The 16,225-nt window shown below is 68.9% G+C and carries 14 protein-coding genes; 3 read left to right on the plus strand and 11 right to left on the minus strand.

The annotated features are described in order from the left end of the window. Positions 1 to 39: 39 nt before the first annotated feature. Entirely contained in the window at positions 40 to 762 is a 723-nt protein-coding gene (locus EYW49_RS07495; RefSeq protein ID WP_131307801.1) for a GntR family transcriptional regulator, read from the plus strand. A gap of 20 nt (positions 763 to 782) precedes the next feature. On the opposite strand, the gene EYW49_RS07500 is transcribed toward EYW49_RS07495, so the two are convergent. Genes EYW49_RS07500 through EYW49_RS07520 form a run of 6 tightly spaced genes read right to left on the minus strand, consistent with a single transcriptional unit; the run spans position 783 to position 6,711 of the window. Beyond that, positions 783 to 1,529, minus strand: coding sequence for an aspartate/glutamate racemase family protein (locus tag EYW49_RS07500; RefSeq protein ID WP_131307803.1), 747 nt, complete (start codon positions 1,527 to 1,529; stop codon positions 783 to 785). A gap of 4 nt (positions 1,530 to 1,533) precedes the next feature. Then, positions 1,534 to 3,072 (minus strand): amidohydrolase family protein, encoded by a 1,539-nt coding sequence (locus EYW49_RS07505; RefSeq protein ID WP_131307805.1) that lies wholly within the window; start codon positions 3,070 to 3,072, stop codon positions 1,534 to 1,536. Positions 3,073 to 3,081: 9 nt separating this feature from the next. Continuing rightward, positions 3,082 to 3,936: a carbon-nitrogen hydrolase family protein gene (locus EYW49_RS07510; protein WP_131307807.1), complete on the minus strand. Its 855-nt coding sequence runs from the start codon at positions 3,934 to 3,936 to the stop codon at positions 3,082 to 3,084. Then, a complete protein-coding gene (locus EYW49_RS23400; protein WP_228259535.1) occupies positions 3,936 to 4,730 on the minus strand; it encodes an ABC transporter ATP-binding protein in 795 nt (264 codons plus the stop codon). The genes EYW49_RS07510 and EYW49_RS23400 overlap by 1 nt, the downstream gene beginning before the upstream one ends. Further along, the gene (locus EYW49_RS23405; protein ID WP_228259536.1) at positions 4,727 to 5,620 is read right to left on the minus strand and encodes an ABC transporter permease; all 894 of its coding nucleotides are present in this window, start codon (positions 5,618 to 5,620) and stop codon (positions 4,727 to 4,729) included. The genes EYW49_RS23400 and EYW49_RS23405 overlap by 4 nt, the downstream gene beginning before the upstream one ends. Positions 5,621 to 5,649: 29 nt before the next feature. Further along, positions 5,650 to 6,711 (minus strand): ABC transporter substrate-binding protein, encoded by a 1,062-nt coding sequence (locus tag EYW49_RS07520; RefSeq protein WP_131307811.1) that lies wholly within the window; start codon positions 6,709 to 6,711, stop codon positions 5,650 to 5,652. 693 nt (positions 6,712 to 7,404) lie between these two features. Here EYW49_RS07520 and EYW49_RS22960 point away from each other — a divergent pair. Together EYW49_RS22960 and EYW49_RS07530 are read left to right on the plus strand one after the other, a co-directional pair. Then, positions 7,405 to 7,620, plus strand: coding sequence for a hypothetical protein (locus tag EYW49_RS22960; RefSeq protein ID WP_165498167.1), 216 nt, complete (start codon positions 7,405 to 7,407; stop codon positions 7,618 to 7,620). Positions 7,621 to 7,788: 168 nt separating this feature from the next. Further along, positions 7,789 to 11,103 (plus strand): molybdopterin-dependent oxidoreductase, encoded by a 3,315-nt coding sequence (locus EYW49_RS07530; protein WP_131307815.1) that lies wholly within the window; start codon positions 7,789 to 7,791, stop codon positions 11,101 to 11,103. Between the two features lie 171 nt (positions 11,104 to 11,274). On the opposite strand, the gene EYW49_RS07535 is transcribed toward EYW49_RS07530, so the two are convergent. The 5 genes from EYW49_RS07535 to EYW49_RS07555 all read right to left on the minus strand — a co-directional run bounded on the left by EYW49_RS07535 (position 11,275) and on the right by EYW49_RS07555 (position 16,225). Further along, a complete protein-coding gene (locus tag EYW49_RS07535) occupies positions 11,275 to 11,811 on the minus strand; it encodes a carboxymuconolactone decarboxylase family protein (RefSeq protein WP_131307817.1) in 537 nt (178 codons plus the stop codon). Between the two features lie 98 nt (positions 11,812 to 11,909). Next, positions 11,910 to 13,037: a histidinol-phosphate transaminase gene (gene hisC, locus EYW49_RS07540; protein WP_131307819.1), complete on the minus strand. Its 1,128-nt coding sequence runs from the start codon at positions 13,035 to 13,037 to the stop codon at positions 11,910 to 11,912. A gap of 111 nt (positions 13,038 to 13,148) precedes the next feature. Continuing rightward, positions 13,149 to 13,955 (minus strand): SDR family oxidoreductase, encoded by an 807-nt coding sequence (locus tag EYW49_RS07545; protein ID WP_131307822.1) that lies wholly within the window; start codon positions 13,953 to 13,955, stop codon positions 13,149 to 13,151. Between the two features lie 319 nt (positions 13,956 to 14,274). Then, on the minus strand, positions 14,275 to 15,204 hold the full coding sequence (locus tag EYW49_RS07550) for an ABC transporter ATP-binding protein (RefSeq protein ID WP_131307824.1): 930 nt from the start codon (positions 15,202 to 15,204) through the stop codon (positions 14,275 to 14,277). Continuing rightward, positions 15,191 to 16,225, minus strand: a complete 1,035-nt coding sequence (locus EYW49_RS07555; protein WP_131307826.1) for an ABC transporter ATP-binding protein — start codon at positions 16,223 to 16,225, stop codon at positions 15,191 to 15,193. Before EYW49_RS07555 ends, EYW49_RS07550 begins: the two co-directional genes overlap by 14 nt.

Here is a 16,225-nt window from a genome sequence, read left to right on the forward strand (position 1 = left end):
AGGGGCGAAGGCTCTTTCCGGCCAGGACGGGAGTGGGACATGGACGACGCGCTGTTGGACGAGGAGGCGGTCTACCAGGTCATCGGTCGAGCCCTGCTGTCGGCGCGACTGCCTCCCGGCACCAAGCTCGGCGAGAAGCGACTGGCCGACGTCTTCGGCCTCACCCGCGAGAGGATCCGCAAGGTGCTGCACCGGCTCGGCCACGAGCGCCTGATCGACGTGATCCCCAATCGCGGCGCCTTCGTCGTCGACCCGAGCCTCGACGAGGCGCGGGTGGTCTACGAGGCGCGACGGATCGTCGAGAGCGGCATCGTCGCCCGCCTCGCCGAATGCCTCGGCGAGGCCGAGCATCGGCGCCTGCGCGCCCACGTCGAGGCGGAAGCCGCGGCGTTGCGGGCCGGCGCCAAGTCCGAATCGATGCGCTTGTCGGGGGCGTTCCACATGGTGCTCGCCGAACTCACCGGCAACGCCTACATCGTGCGGCAGATGCAGGAACTGGTGATCCGCACCACCATGCTCGACGCGTTCTTCGACCCCGGCCTGTCGTGGTCCTGCAGCTGCGACGAGCACCAGGAGATCTTCAGGCGCCTCGTCCATCGCGACACCGCGCAGGCGGTCCGCGCCATGACGACGCATCTCTCGTCGGTCGAAACGCGGTTCCGGCCGATCCGCTGCGAACCGGTCGAGGTCGATCTCGAAGCGGTGCTGCGGGACGAGACCGCGCGTTTCCGCCGCGAGACGGCGGAGTTGGTCGGCGCCTGAAGTCCGCGCGGTCGCGGCGATCACGAGCGTTCTCCCGCGAACAACCGACCGAGGACCGGCGGCAGACCGACGAGCTCACGGGCCGGCGGCAGCGCGTGACTGCCGACCGTGGCCCGCATCGGACGGAGATCGACCAGGGCTTGGGCGAGCACCACGCCGGCGGCGATCCCGTCGACCAGCGGCACCGGAACCCGCGCCTGGATCTCCGCGGCGAGACCGGCGAAGGCGGCGCCGGCGAGGACCAGGCTCTCGGCCCGCCCGTGGCGCACGAGATCGAGCGCCGTCGCCACCACCGTGTCGACGATCGCCGCCGGATCGAGATAGTCCTCCGGCCGCATCTCGACCACGCTCTGGCCGGCCAGCTTCGACATCAGGCCGATGCGCTCCAGCACGTCGCGATAGATCCCGAAGGCGTGTTCGCCGGGGCCGATGAATCCGAACCGCCCGCCGAGCAGGCAGGCGGCATGGACCGCCGCTTCGGTCATCCCGACGACCGGACACGGCGCGGCCTCGCGCAGTGCGTCGAGCCCGGTGTCGAAGGAGACGGCGACCAGCACCGCGTCGCAGTCGCCGCCGTGTTCGGCGAGGAGTTCGACCATCGCCGCGGTGGCGAGGGCGTTCTCGGTGCGCGTGGCGATGACCCGGGGCCCCCGCGACGCGGTCACCGCGACGATCTCGGTTCCCGGCCGCGCCGCCGCGATCGCGGTGGCGCGGCAGCGTTCGGTCATCGCCGCGGTGGTGTTGCCGTTGATCAGGAGCAGACGCATCGGATCACACTCGCGAGGATTGGCCGTAGAACGGGCGACGCTGCTCGCCGTCGAGATAGCCGTCGTAGAAGGCCTTCATGTGCGGCAGCACGTCTCGGGCGAGGATCCGGCGGTTCTCCTCGTCGGCGGTGCGCGGTCGCGTCAGGCTGGTCTCGATCTCCTTCAGCACCGCATCGCGGTCGACGCGGGTGAAGCGGCCGTCGGCATAGATCACCTCGCCGTCGCAATAGACGACGTCGACCGCCGCCGACTTGGCCCGCTGGATCACCGCGTCGAGCGGCGGGATGTCGTCGTCCTGGTAGGGATAGGTCGCCTTGGTCCAGTCGATCGCCACCGCGTCGAAGGCCCGGCCGGGATCGAGGCGTCCGATCTCGGCGCCGAAGGCCGTGGTGAGCGCGCCGTGCTCGGTCGCCATCCGCACCACCTGCGGCACGGTCGGCACCTCGTCGCCCATGCCGGGCACCCGATGGGCCCGCAACACCAGCCGCATCTCCTGCAGCATGTCGCGATCGTCGTTGATGCCGGCCTCGTCGAGACCGATGCCGACCTTGACGCCCTTGCATTCGAAGGCGTTGAGCGGCGCGATACCGCTGCGCAGGCGGAAGTTCGAGGAACAGTTGTGGCAGATGCAGGTCCCGGTGTCGGCGGCGATCTCGATGTCCTCCTCGGTGAGCCAGACGCCGTGACCGAAGGTCATGCGCGGCCCGAGGACGCCGAGATCGTAGAGATGCCGCACCGCCGTCTTGCCGGTGCGGCGGCGGGCATATTCCTTCTGCAGCGCGGTTTCCAGCACGTGCATGTGCATCGGCACACCGTGCTGCTTCGACTTCTCCGCCAGGGCGACGATGCTGTCGTCGGTGCACCAGTGCAGATTGGCCGGGGCCAACTGGACCCGCGTCCGGCGATGCCCGCGGTTCTCGTCGACCAGCTGATCGAACAGTTTCAGATAGTCGTCGAGGCCGAAGTGCTGGGCCTTCAGGTGGGCCGCGACGCGGCTGCCGAGGTCCTGCGGCAAGCGGGCGCAGAAGGCGTCGTCGGCTTCGTAGACGAGGCGGTTCTGTTCGCGCAACGCGAAGCAGTAGGAGCCGCGCATGCCGATGTCGCGATAGGCCTTCAGCACCCGGCTGGCGCCGGCGTGGATCTTGTCGTAGCCGCCGGGCAGCCAGCCGTGGATGTGCTGCACGGTGGTGATGCCCGAGGCGATCATCTCGAAGGCGGAATAGAGCGTGTCGAGATAGAGATCGACGCTCTTCGCCGGGATCCGGGTGCCGAACCACAGCTCCAGCGGCATGTCGGGCGAGCCGAGCTGGAGCGGCGTCAGACCGACGTGGTGGTGGCTGTTGACGAAGCCGGGCAGCAGCATGTGGTGGGGATGGTGGGTGACGGCCGCGGTCGGCGACATCGCCTTCATCTCGGCGAGGGTTCCCACCGCCACGATCGTGCCGTCGCGATGCAGCACCGCCCCGTCGTCGATCAAATCGACGGTGGTGCGATCCGTCACTCCCCGGAGTACCCATTTGGCGTGGACGATGGTCTCGGTCATGTCGTCTCCTCAGAGTCCCGCGGCGGGATGCGGGTTGCGTCTCAGCTCGAAGTTGGGGAAGGCCCGCCGCGCCTCGACGAGGGCGGCGGGGTCGAAATCGAGGATCACCAGGCCCGGGGCGTCGCCGGTGCGGCGCCGCGCGAGGATGCGGCCGGCGGCATCGACGGCGAGGCTGTCGCCGTCGTGGCGCAATCGACGGCCGGCGACGGTCTCCTCGCCGGTCATTGCCGACGACAGGGCGAAGACGCCGCTGGCGCGGGCATGGGTGCGGAATTCCGCAGCGAAGTAGTCGTCGTCTTCGTCGGCGGGACCGGCCACCGGGCAGACCACGAGGTCGGCACCGGCGGCACGCGCGGCGCGCCAACATTCCGGGAAGCGGCGATCGAAACAGACCAGCGCGGCGATCCGCACACCCGCGGCGGCGAACACGCCGATCTCGGACGGGCCCGCGGCGAAATGATCGGGCTCGCCGAAGCGGTCGCCGGGACCGGCCGGCGGCAGATGGATCTTGGCGGCGACGACGCGGGCGGCGGCGCCGGGCGCCACCGAGGCGACCGCGTTCCACGGCCGCTCCGACCTGCGCGCCAGGACGAAGGGCACGACGAGATGGAGATCGTGCCGCCGCGCCGCCGCTTCCGCCCAGCGCAGGGTCTCGCCCGTCACCGACTCGGCGACGTGGCCCCATCGCTGCGGGTCGTCGAGCGGGAAGAACGGCCAGGCGAACAGTTCCGGCAGGAGCAGGAGGCGCGCCCCGGCCTCTGCCGCCGCCACCACCGCGGCCGTCGCCCCGACGAAGTCCGGGGCGTCCCCCGCCGACCCGGCGGCGGCGAGATGCGCCGCGGCGACCCTGACCCGACCGTCCATCAGGAGGCTCCGCTCTCTTGTTGGGCGAAGGCATTGTCGACCTCCGCCGCCAGCAGGTCGGTGAACAGGTCGCGCAGCGCGTGATGGCGCGGGTCGCGCGGCGGTCGCGGCCGCGGCAGGTCGATCGGCACGATCGTCTTGATCTTGCCGGGACGGGCGGTGAACACCACGACCCGATCGGCCAGAGCGATGGCTTCGTCGATCGAATGGGTGACGAGCAGGACCGAGGCGCCGCTCTGTTGCCAGACGTCGAGCAGGAAACCCTGCATCTTGGCCCGCGTCTGGACGTCGAGGGCCGCGAAGGGCTCGTCCATCATCAGGATGCTCGGCCGCATGGCCAGCGCCCGGGCCATCGCGGCGCGCTGGCGCATGCCGCCGGAGAGCTCGTCCGGCTTCTTGTCGAGCATGTCGGCGAGCCCGACGCTGCGCAGGATCTCGGCGACACGGGCTCGCCGCTCCTCGCCGCCGACGCCGGCGACCGAGAGGCCGAAGCCGACGTTTTCGGCGATGGTCAGCCAGGGAAACAGCGAGGCTTCCTGGAAGATCAGGCCCCGATCGGCCGAGGGCGCGCCGATCGGCAGGCCATGCGCCAGCAGAGTCCCCTCGGTCGGCTGCTCGAGGCCGGCGATCATGTACAGCAGGCTGCTCTTGCCGCACCCGGAAGGACCGAGCAGGACGACGAATTCGCCGGGCGCGACGTCGAAGGTGATGCCGCGCAGGGCCTCGACGTCCGCCGACGAGCGCTCGGAGCGCCAGATCTTTCCGATGGCGCGGCAGGATACGGCAGGGGTCACAGGGAGGCTCCCGTCTTGGAGGAGGAGATCCACCACAGCATCCGCCGCTGGATCTCGCGCAGGGCGGCATCGAACAGGAAGCCGACGAGTCCGATGATCGCCATGGTGAAGAACACCAGTTTGGCGTTGAAGGTGGCGCGGGCGACCGCCACGATCTGGCCGAGCCCACTGCCGACGCCGATCGCCTCGGCGATCAGCACGACCATCCAGGCGGCGAAGAGATTGAGCCGCAGCGTCATGAACAGGCTGGGCAGGATCGCCGGAAGGACCACGCGCCAGAAGGTCTGGAACCGGCTCGCCCCCATGATGCGCGCCACGTGGATGTAGTTGATCGGCACGCCGTCGATCTGCCCGATGGTCGAGAGCACGATGGCGAAGAAGATGGCGATGAACACCAGAAAGATCGCCGGCACGTCGCCGATGCCGAACAGGAAGATCGACACCGGCAGCCAGGCCACCGGCGAGATCGGCGCGAGCAGCGTCACCAGGGGCAGCACCAGATTGCGCGCCGGCGCGAAGTAGCGGATCAGCGCGCCGACGCCGACCCCGGCGATGAAGCCGAGGATCAGCCCCAGGACCACCCGCATGGTGGTCCATCCGACCGTCTTCAGGAGGGCCATGACGCCGCCGCCGCTGGCGGAGGAGCCGATCCGGTTGCTGGTGTCGAAGTATTTCAGGGTCTGCGGAATGTCGGCGAGGAACAGATGGGGCGGCGGCAGCAGCAGCGGATTGGCCCAGCCCATCGCCCAGCTGAACTCCCAGAAGCCCGCGAACAGGCTCACCGAGATCACGCCCCAGGCGAACTGCCGCAGCGATGCGAGACCGGCACCATGTCCGCCGCGGTCCTCGGGGGGTCTGGAGGGGGTGGCGTCGATGGCGTCGGTACTCATGTCGGCATCTCCGGGGTCGGGGAGCGAGGTCAGGCGGACTTCAGCTTCAGCGAGGCATAGAGGTCCTTGTTTTCGGCGATCACCCGCTCCAGCGGCGCCCAGTCGAAGGCCTTGCGATCGGGCAGGGTCTTGACGTAGCCGAGCTCCTTCATCGTCTGGCCACGGGCGATGATGAAGTCGGTCTGGTTGCGCTGGTCGACCATCACCGGCTGCTTGCGCGAGGCGTCGAGGGCGGCCTCGAGGCTGGTCTTGAAGTAGCTGCCGACCAGATCCTTGATGGCGCCCTCGCGGTCGGTCTCCGACTGCTTCTGCGCGGTGAACATGGCCTTGATCACCGCCCGGACCACCTCGGGGTTCTTTTCGAGCAGCGGCGTGCGCACCGCCAGGACGCAATCGGAATAGCCCTTGCCGTAGACGTCGGTACCGTCGGACAGGACCGAGGCGCCCTTGGTGGCCTGGACGGTCTGGGTGGCGTAGGGCTCGATGTGGCAGATCGCGTCGATCGCCCCGGTCATGAAGGCCTGGGCCAGTTCCGGCGACGTGTTCATGTAGCGCACGTCGACGTCCTTGAAGCTCAAGCCGTGCTTCTTCAGCCAGTCGTAGGGCAGAACCTCGAGGGTGTCGGCCTGGAAGGTGCCGAAGGTCTTGCCCTTGAGGTCGGCGGCGGTCTTGATGCCCTCGCGGGCAACGATGACGCAGCCCTCGACGCCGCCGCCGGCGACGATGCGCACCGGCGCGCCGGCGTCGTAGAGCGTCATGAAGTTCGAATAGGGGATCATCGACATGTCGACGATCCCGGCCCCGAACAGCGTGGCGATGTCGGCATTGGACGGGGTGACGACGAAGTCGATGTCGACGCCGTCGGCCTTGGCGAGGCCGCGCTCCTTGGCGAGGAAGAAGCCGAGATTGCAGAAGCCCGTTCCGTGGGTCGCCTTGACCGTCATGGGCGCGGCGGCGGCGGCGATCGACGGATCGAGGAGAGCGGCGATCGCCGGCGGCAGGGCGAGGGACGCACCGGCGGCCATCGCGCCGCCGCGCAGGAACGAACGCCTCGAAAAGTGCTTGTAGAAGGTACCGCAACGTTCACACATGTCTGCCTCCTCATGACGCCTGCGGCGAACCCGGAACCCGCTGCGCCCCCTGCCCGGCTCGCCGACGCAGAGAGCCTCGCTCCCGACATCGGCCTCCGGATCGTCGGCCGCGGGGTCCCGCGTCGCCGCCCTTTCATGAGCAACGGCCATGCCATTTCAAAAAGACGAGTAGAAACAACAGATTTTTCTAAATTCGGTCGGTCTCTGAAATTTCCTGACGCCATATTGTGCACTCTTCTGTCTAGATTGTGCACTTTTTCGAATTCCGGCCCATCCGATCGAGGGCGGTGCGGCGAGAAGCCGATTCTCCGATGCGCACGAGGGGATCGAGGCGCCGATCTCGATGGTGCCGACGACGACGGGGCAGCAGTAGCGCGTCCCGTTCAGGTGCAAGCCGCGGCGCACGCCGGCAAGAACGGTCGCCGGGTGGTCTGCGCCATCGGCGCCGAGCCTCAGCCCGGAACGACGCCGAGGCCGCCCGTCGTCGATGGCGCGCCCCCGTCGCGGATCCGCACCGGTCGAAGATGGTGAAGCTCTCCGCCTTCATGGACGAGGCCGACGTCCTCGCCACACGAGCTTCCCCACCCGGCACCGAGCGAAGCAGCACAGCACGAACCCGCTCGAACGGCGCGGCGAGAACAGGCGGTGCACCGAAGTCGTCGGCATCTTCGCCGGCCAAGAGGCCATCGTCCGATGGTCGGCGCGATCCTGCCCGAGCCGAACGACGAATGGGCCGCCCGGCGCTCCCGCTACACGATGCTGGAAACGCTCGTCGCCATCGGCGACGCCCCCGCCGTCCCCGGCCTGCCGAATATGGTGGCCTGGGTGCGCCGCCCATATCGGCGCGCCGGTTGGCCGACCGCCAGCGGCTCCACCTCACGGGACGCGATCCGGAAGCGCCCACCATAAACGCCATGGATCATGCCAGGCTCACGGTCTATCGGCAGTGACGTGCTCCCCATCCTTCCAGCCGCGGACGAGTTTGGTCCACCGACGCCTGCCCTGGTGCCGAGGCCTACACTGACCTAACAATCCACATGTACCGATGGGGACGGATCGCAAGCGAGGAATGCGGCAATGACGACGCTCGAAAAGCCCGGCTTCTGCTCGCTCTGCCGCTCTCGCTGCGGCACGATCAGCGTCGTGGAAGACGACAAGCTGGTCGCCGTCAGGCCCAACCCCGCCCATCCAACGGGCAAGGCGACATGCCCGAAGGGTCGGGCCGCCCCGGAAATAGCCCACTCCGCTCGGCGCTTGAAGACACCGCTGCGCCGAACGGCGCCGAAGGGTGCAGCGGATCCCGGCTTCGTCCCCATCTCCTGGGACGAGGCGCTGACCGAGATCGCCGAGAAGCTCGGCCGTTACCGCGCCGAGACCGGACCGGAATCGGTTGCCTTCGCGATCACGTCCGGTTCCTCCTCGTCGACCTCGGACAGTATCGACTGGCTGCAGCGCTTCGTGCGCGGCTTCGGCAGCCCCAACACCGTCTTCTCGACCGAGATCTGCAACTGGCACAAGGACAGCGCCCACGCCTTCACCTTCGGCTGTGGGCTGCCGACGGCCGAGTACCGCAACTCCGATCTCATACTCCTATGGGGTCACAATCCCGCCAATGTCTGGCTCGCTCAGGCCGAAGCGATCGGTGCGGCGCGAGCGCGCGGCGCGCGCCTTGCCGTGATCGATCCTCGGCGCGCCGGCTCGGCCCGCGACGCCGATCTCTGGTTGCGCATCAGGCCCGGGACCGACGGAGCCCTGGCGCTCGGACTCGCGCGGTGGCTCGTCGTCAACAAGGCCTATGACTCCGACTTCGTGCGGCACTGGACGAACGCGGCCTATCTCGTGCGCGACGACGATGGCCTCTTCGTGCGTCCCGCCGATCTCGGGCTCCCCGATGGAGGTCATGTGGTCTGGGACGCCGGCTCGTCATCGGCGGTTCCCGCCGAGGGCGGCCTTGCCGGCGCCGCGCTGGAAGGTCGCTTCATCCTCGCTGCGCCCACCGGCCCGATCGCCTGCCGCACCAGCTTCGACCACTACGTTGCCGCATCCGCTGCTTACGATCCGGAGACGGTCGAGCGCATCACCGGCATCCCGGCACGGCAGGTGGAGGACTTGGCGAGCGCGATCGCAACCGCCGGCTCGGTCGGCTATCACGGTTGGACCGGGATCGGGCAGCACACCAACGCCTCGCAGACGGAGCGCGCCATTGCGACTCTCTATGCCCTGACCGGCCATTTCGATGCGCCCGGCGGCAATGTCAGGATGCCCAGCCTACCGGTGCCAACGCTGCATTCCATGGCAATGATCCCGCCGGAGACGAGGGCCAAGGCGCTGGGCCTCGACCAACGCCCGATCGGCCCCCCGCGCGATGGCTGGATCACGGCGAGCGACTTCTACGACGCCGCCCTCCTGGCAAAGCCCTATCGCGTCCGCGCACTCTTCGCATTCGGCTCGAACATGCTGGTCTCGCATCCGGCGCCGGAGCGCGGCCGCGAGGCCCTGAAGGCGCTCGATTTCCAGGTCCATTGCGACCTCTTCCTCAATCCCACGGCTGAAATGGCCGACATCGTGCTGCCGGTCTCCAGCCCCTGGGAGCACGAGGCGCTGCGGCTCGGCTTCGAAATCTCGCCCGAGGCACAGGAACTCGTCCAGCTTCGTCCGCAGATGATCCCTCGCCAGGGACAGGCACGCTCGGACATGTCGATCGCCTTCGAGCTCGCTGCGCGGCTGGGCATGGGCGATCTGTTCTTCGACGGTGATGTCGAGAAGGGCTTCGCCCATCTGCTGGCACCGCTCGGCCTCGATCTCGCTGCCCTGCGGGCAAGGCCGGAGGGTATCCGTGTGCCGCTGGCACACGGTTATCGAAAGTACCGTGAGACCGGCTTCGCGACACAGACCGGCAAGGCCGAGCTCTATTCCGAGTTGCTGCACAGGCACGGCTATCCGGCCGTGCCTGATTTCGTCCCGCCCGCCGAACGGCCGAGCGAGGCATTCCCCCTGACGCTGTTTTCCGCCAACAGCGGCTATTACTGCCACAGCCAGCATCGCGGCATCACGTCCCTCAGGCGCAAGCGCCAGGAGCCGATCGCGGAAATCCATCCGGAACTCGCGCGCCGCAAGGGTATCGTCGAGGGCGACTGGATGCTCCTGCGTAGCCGTAAGGGCCAGATCAGGCTGCGCGCCGTGCTCGACGATGCGCTCGCGCAGGATGTCGTCGCCAGCGATTATGGCTGGTGGCAGCCGGCGCCCGATCTGGGCCTTCCCGGCTATCTGCCGGACGCGGAAACTCCGTACGGCGCGAGCTTCAACGCGATCATCTCCGAGACCGAGCGCGATCCTCTCAGCGGGTCTCTGGCGCTGCGCTCCTTTGCCTGCGACGTCGAGCGATGTGAGGCCGTCGCTTGGCCGGGATGGCGCCCGTTCGTCGTCACGGAGCGGCACGAGGAGCGCGGCGACGTCGTGGTCCTGGCGCTGCATCCCGTAGATGGGGACGCCCTCCCCTCCTTCCGCGCCGGCCAGTATGCCGGGCTTCGGATCGGTGGCGCGACGCGATGCTATTCGCTGATCGGGCCCGCCATCGAGCGGCCGGAAAGTTACCGGATCGCGGTCCGTCATATCCCGGGCGGGCAGGTCTCGGGGGCTGTCCGGCGCGAACTCGCGCTGGGCGATACGGTGGAGCTTCAGGCGCCGAAGGGTCGGTTCGTCCTGCCGCTGCACAACGAATTTCCGATCGTTCTGATCGCCGGGGGTATCGGCATCACGCCGTTTCTGTCCTATCTCGAGTCCTTGCAGGGAAAGCCCGGCGAGCCCCGGGTGACGCTCCACTATGGTTGCCGCGACGGCGACAGTCAGCCGTTCCGGGAGAGGCTGGAGGTGCTGCAGCAGCGCCTACCGAACCTGGAGATCATCACTCATTTGAGTTCGCCCGCTGCCGGCGACGCTTTCGACCGCCGCGGCCGCTTCAATGCAGCCGACATCGATGCGGATCTGCTCCTGCAACGTGCGCGTTTCTACATTTGCGCTTCCGACGCCATGATGAACGATACCGTCTCGGATTTGAGGGCGCGAGGCGTACCGATCTTCGAAATATTCACCGAGCGCTTTCGTTCGCCGGGGCGCGCGCCCCAGGACGACCTGCAGCCGCGTGCCATCGTCTTCGCGCGATCGGGCAGGACCGTGGTCTGGTCGCCCGGTGCCTCGGGCGGAATCCTGGGCGCGGCCGAGCGCGCCGGTCTGACGATCCCGAGCGGCTGCCGCGTCGGACAGTGCGAAAGCTGCCTCGTACCGATCCGACAGGGCCAGGTCCACCACCTGATCGACTGTCCGGATCTGGAAGACGGCCAATGCCTGACCTGCCAAGCCATTCCTCTGACGGATCTCGTGCTGGACGCCTGACGGCCGAATTCAACGTTCGGGCGAGACGGTATCGCCTTGTTCGCGTGTGAATCGGCGTGGGGTTTCGAGGTCGATCGGCATTCCGAGTGGTCGTTTTCGTCAGAATCGGCGAGGTCGATCTGCGGCGCCGGATCCACGAGTCCGCCGGTCGGCGGCGACGACGACCGGTGATCACTCGGAGCGAACGGCGGTGTAGGCGTAGAGATATTCGTCGAGCGGCACCCGCAGAGCGGTGTTGATCAGGTTGGTGGCGATCATCAGCGAGGCGAAACCGGTCAGCAGGACCAGATCGGCTTCGCCGAAGCTGGCCTTCACCTCGCCGAGCAGCGCGTCGGGCACCCGACCGCCGTCCGCGACCAGCGCCCGCCCGAAGCGGACGAGCAGGTCCTCGGTCGCGTCGTAGACGAGGTTGGCCGGATCGAGGCCGCGGTCGCGCAGGATCTTGACGAAGAACGTGTCGCAGATCAGGCAGTGGTTGGCGGCGGAAATCGCGTGGGCGAAGAACAGCGCCGCGCGCTCGCCGACCACCGCCTTGACCGCGTCGAACAGCGGATACCAGGTCATCAGCGCGTCGAAGGCCGGCACCGCGTGCAGCAGCGTCCGCTTCATGTGGGTGACGCGACCGTGGCGCGCGATCTGTTCGTCCCAACGGGCGCGGGCGACGGCGTCGAGGTCGTCATAGTCGGGAATGGAGACGTCGGCGGTCATGCTGTTTCCTTTCGGGCGTGCAAACGGGGCCGGCCGCGAGCATTCGTCCGGCGGCGCGGACGGCCGTGCGCGGCGGTTGATCGGTGGGACGCGACGGCTCAGCGCGCCGCCGGGAGCCCACCCGAGCGGATCGCCTCGACGAAGCCGGCCAAGCGGTCGGTCACCGCGGCGTTTTCCTCCGGGCCGCCGATGGTGGCGCGGACGAAGCGCGGCAGGCCGAAGCCGCGCCCGCCGCGCAGCAGAATGCCGCGCTCGAGATAGGCGCGGACCACCGCGTCCCCGTCGACGGTCGTATCGAACAGCACGAAATTGGTCTGCGACGGCACGCCCGGCAGGTCGAGGCCGTCGAGCACCCGCGCCCAGTGGCGGCGCCCGTCGCGCACCCGCGCCAGCGTCTCGGCCTGAAATGCGGTGTCGTCGAGTGCCGCCAACGCCGCCGCCTGGGCGATCGTGTCGACGGCCACCGGATCGCGGATCTTGCCGAGTTCGGCGGCGATCTCCGGATCGAAGAAGCCGAAGCCGATGCGCAGACCGGCGAGCCCGTAGAGTTTGGAGAAGGTCCGCAGCACCACCAGATTGCGATGGGTCGCGAGCAACGGCAGCGACCGCGGATAGGCGGGGTCGTCGACGAAGTCGATGTAGGCCTCGTCGAGCACCACCAGCACGTGGTCGGGAACCGCCGCGAGGAACCGCTCGAACGGATCGCGGCCGAAGATCGTGCCGGTCGGATTGTTGGGATTGCACAGCCAGACGATGCGGGTTCGCTCGCCGACCGCCGCGAGCACCCGATCGAGATCGATGACGTGGTCGGTCAGCGGCACCGCAACCGGGCGCGCGCCGGCGGTCAGGGCCGCGACCTCGTACCAGCCGAAGGTCGGCCACGGCAGAATCACCTCGTCGCCGGGATCGAGGAAGGCCCGCGAGATCAACGACGTCAGGCCGAACAGACCGTTGTCGACGACGATCCGGTCCGGCGCGACGCCGTGGACCGCCGACAACCGCTCCACGAGACGGGTCCAGACCACGTCCGGGTATTCGCCGAGATGGGTCGCGGCATCCGCGATCGCCGCGCGCACCTTCGGCGAGGTCGGCAAGGTGTTCTCGTTGCCGGCGAGCTTGAGGACGCGATCGACCCCGAACTCGCGCCGAACCGACTCGGTGGTGCGTGCCGGTTCGAAGGCCCGGATGGCGGCGAGCGCCGGCCTGACTCGGGGAACATCACTCACGCCGCACGCTCCTCCTGCCGGAGCCGGAGGAGCGCGGCGACGGCGGCGGCGGCCGGCCGGCGATCGTGGCGTTCGAGATCGGCGATCCGGATCATCGCGGTGCCCCTGGGGTCAGCGGGTGAGGAGACCGGCGTCGAGCACATATTGGCTGCCGGTGACGTAGCGGGCCTTGTCGCTCGCCAGGAACAGCACGCTGTCGGCGACGTCCTCCGGCTCGAGCCACGGCACCGGCAGCAGATTGCCGGCCGAGCGCTCGGCGATCTCGATCGGGGTCGCCCCCTCGAGGACGGCGAGGCCGTCGTTCATCGGCGTGTTGACGCCGGTCGGATGGATCGACAGGACGCGGATGCCGTGCGGCGCGAGTTCGATCGCCTGCGACCGGGCGAGGCCGATCAGCGCGTGTTTGGACGCGGCATAGTGCGACAGGCGGTTCATGCCGCGCAGCCCGCCGATCGACGAGTTGTAGATGATCACACCGCGTTTCTTGGCGATGAGATGCGGGATCACGTGTTTCGACGTCAACCAGGCGCCGTTGAGGTTGATGTCGATCATCGTCCCCCATTCGTCCTCGCCGAGCTCGTGCGAGAGCCCGTAGGCGCAGATCCCAGCATTGGCGAACAGAATGTCGAGGCCACCGTGGAAGGCGACCGCCGATTCGACCGCCGCCGCCACGTCGGCGCCGCGGCGCACGTCGCCGGTATGGATCGAGATCCGTCCGCCGACCGCCTCGACGTCTGCCGCCAGGCGTTCGAGGTCGGAAGTCGAGGAGTCGTTGTAGGCCGGATAGGCGATCTTGGCGCCGAGATCGAAGGCGGCGATCGACGCCCCCTCGCGGGCGAAGGCGAGCGCGACCGCCCGCCCCTGCCCCTTCGCCGCCCCGGTGATGAACACCACACGCCCTTCGAATGCCTTCGCCATGATCCGACCTCACCGATGCCGCGGTCGACGCAGGACGCGTCGCCGTCACTCGCGACCGATCCCGAGGGAACCGGCCACCCAGCCCACCGGCGGACGGATCGCTGCGCGGCCGGGCTCGGATGGGAAGCTTCCGCCCAGGGCGGCGACCGCTCCAAATCCCCCGTCGCAGGAGCGTTCCCCCGGAATGGCAGACTATATGGTCGATGGTTTTAATGCGTTTCAGACCGCCGGAACAAGCACACCGATCTCTTCGGATGCCGTCCCCAGAGAATACTCTTCCAATCCGACCGCCCCGCGCCCCGCGTCGCCGGCCCGCCGATCACGCGAGGTGGCAGGCGACCGCGTGACCCGGAGCGATCTCCCGCATCGAGGGAACCTCGTCGGCACAGCGTCCGATCGCCAGCGGGCAGCGCGGGTGGAAGCGGCAGCCGGACGGCGGGCGGGCGGCCGACGGAATGTCGCCGGCGACGATCGCCGCCCGCGGGCGGCGCGGGTCGGGCAGCGGTACCGCGTCGACCAGCGCCCGCGTATAGGGATGACGCGGTTCGCCGAACAGGACGTGGTGATCGGCGCACTCGACGATCCGGCCGAGATACATCACCAGCACCCGGTCGGCGATGTAGCGCACCACCGACAGATCATGCGAGACGAACAGATAGGCGAGGCCGAACTCGCGCTTCAGGTCGACCAGGAGGTTGAGGATCTGCGCCTGGATCGACACGTCGAGGGCCGATACCGGTTCGTCGAGCACGATCAGATCGGGCGACAGCACCAGGGCGCGGGCGATGCCGATCCGTTGGCGCTGGCCGCCCGAAAATTCGTGAGGCAATCGGTCGACCGCGTCCGCCGGCAAGCCGACACGGTCGAGAATCTCCCTCACCCGGTGCCGGCGCGTCGGGCGATCGCCGAGCCGGTGCACCGCGAGCGCGCCGTCGAGGATCTCGCCGATCGTCCGACGCGGATTGAGCGAGGCGTAGGGATCCTGGAAGACGAACTGCACCCGCCGCCGAAAGGCGAGCAGGCGATCGCCCTTCAACCCGGCCACGTCGACGCCGTCGATCGCGACGCGGCCGCCGATCGGCTCGACGAGGCGCAGGATCGCCTTGCCGAGCGTCGACTTGCCACAACCGGATTCGCCGACCAGGCCGACGGTCTCGCCGCGTCCGACCGTCAGGTCGACGCCGTCGACCGCCCGCAGCGCGCCGTCGCGGTGGGCATAGCGGACTTCGAGCCCTTCAACCGACAGCATCGTGCGCTCCCCTCATCGCGTTCGCCCTCGGCGCGGACGCCACCGCCGGCGGACAGGCGACCAGCCGATCGCCGATCGCCAGCGGGCGTGGCGGCGTCACCCGACAATCGGCACGCACCTCCGGGCAGCGCGGCGCGAAGGCGCAGCCCGGATGATCGACGCCGCCGTCCGGCGCGCCGGGGATCTCGGCGAGACGGCCTTCGCTGTGGTGGAGCCCCGTGTCGAGCCGCGGCGCGGCGGCGAGCAGGCCGCGGGTGTAGGGATGCAGAGGTCGGGCGAAGAGCTCGGCGGTCGTCGCCTCCTCGACCTTGTGGCCGGCATACATCACCACCACCCGGTCGGCGTACTGCGCCACCACCCCGAGATCGTGGGTGATCAGCACCAGGGCCATGCCGAGGTCGCGGCGCAGACGGTCGAGCAGGTCGAGCACCTGCGCCTGAATGGTGACGTCGAGCGCCGTCGTCGGCTCGTCGGCGAACAACAGCTTCGGCCGGCAGGCGACGGCGATGGCGATCATCACCCGCTGTCGCATGCCGCCGGACAGGCGGTGCGGATGGTCGTCGATCCGGCGATGCGGTTCGGCGATGCGGACGAGGTCGAGCAGTTCGATCGCCCGCGCCCGCGCCGCCCGCCGCGACAGGTGCTCGTGGCGGATCAACACCTCGGCGATCTGCCGACCGATGGTCAGGACCGGATTGAGCGAGGTCATCGGCTCCTGGAAGATCATCGCCAGCCGGCGGCCGCGCAGATCGCGCAGTTCGGCCGGCGACAGCACCGCGAGATCACGCCCCTCGAAAGCGATCCGCCCGGCGTCGATGCGGCCGGAGCGCGGCAGCAGGCGCATCGCGGCGAGCGCCGTGGTCGACTTGCCACAGCCCGATTCGCCGACCAGCGCGACCGTTTCGCCCTCGGCGACCGAAAGGTCGAGGCCGCGCACCACCGGGCGGCCGGGAAACGACACCTCCAGTCCTTCGAGGGCGAAGAGCGGCGGTCGGCGAGCCGCGGCGGTCGGGTCGATCAT

The sequence above is a fragment of the Siculibacillus lacustris genome (genome assembly GCF_004328075.1).
Classification (GTDB): Bacteria; Pseudomonadota; Alphaproteobacteria; order Rhizobiales; family Ancalomicrobiaceae; genus Siculibacillus; species Siculibacillus lacustris.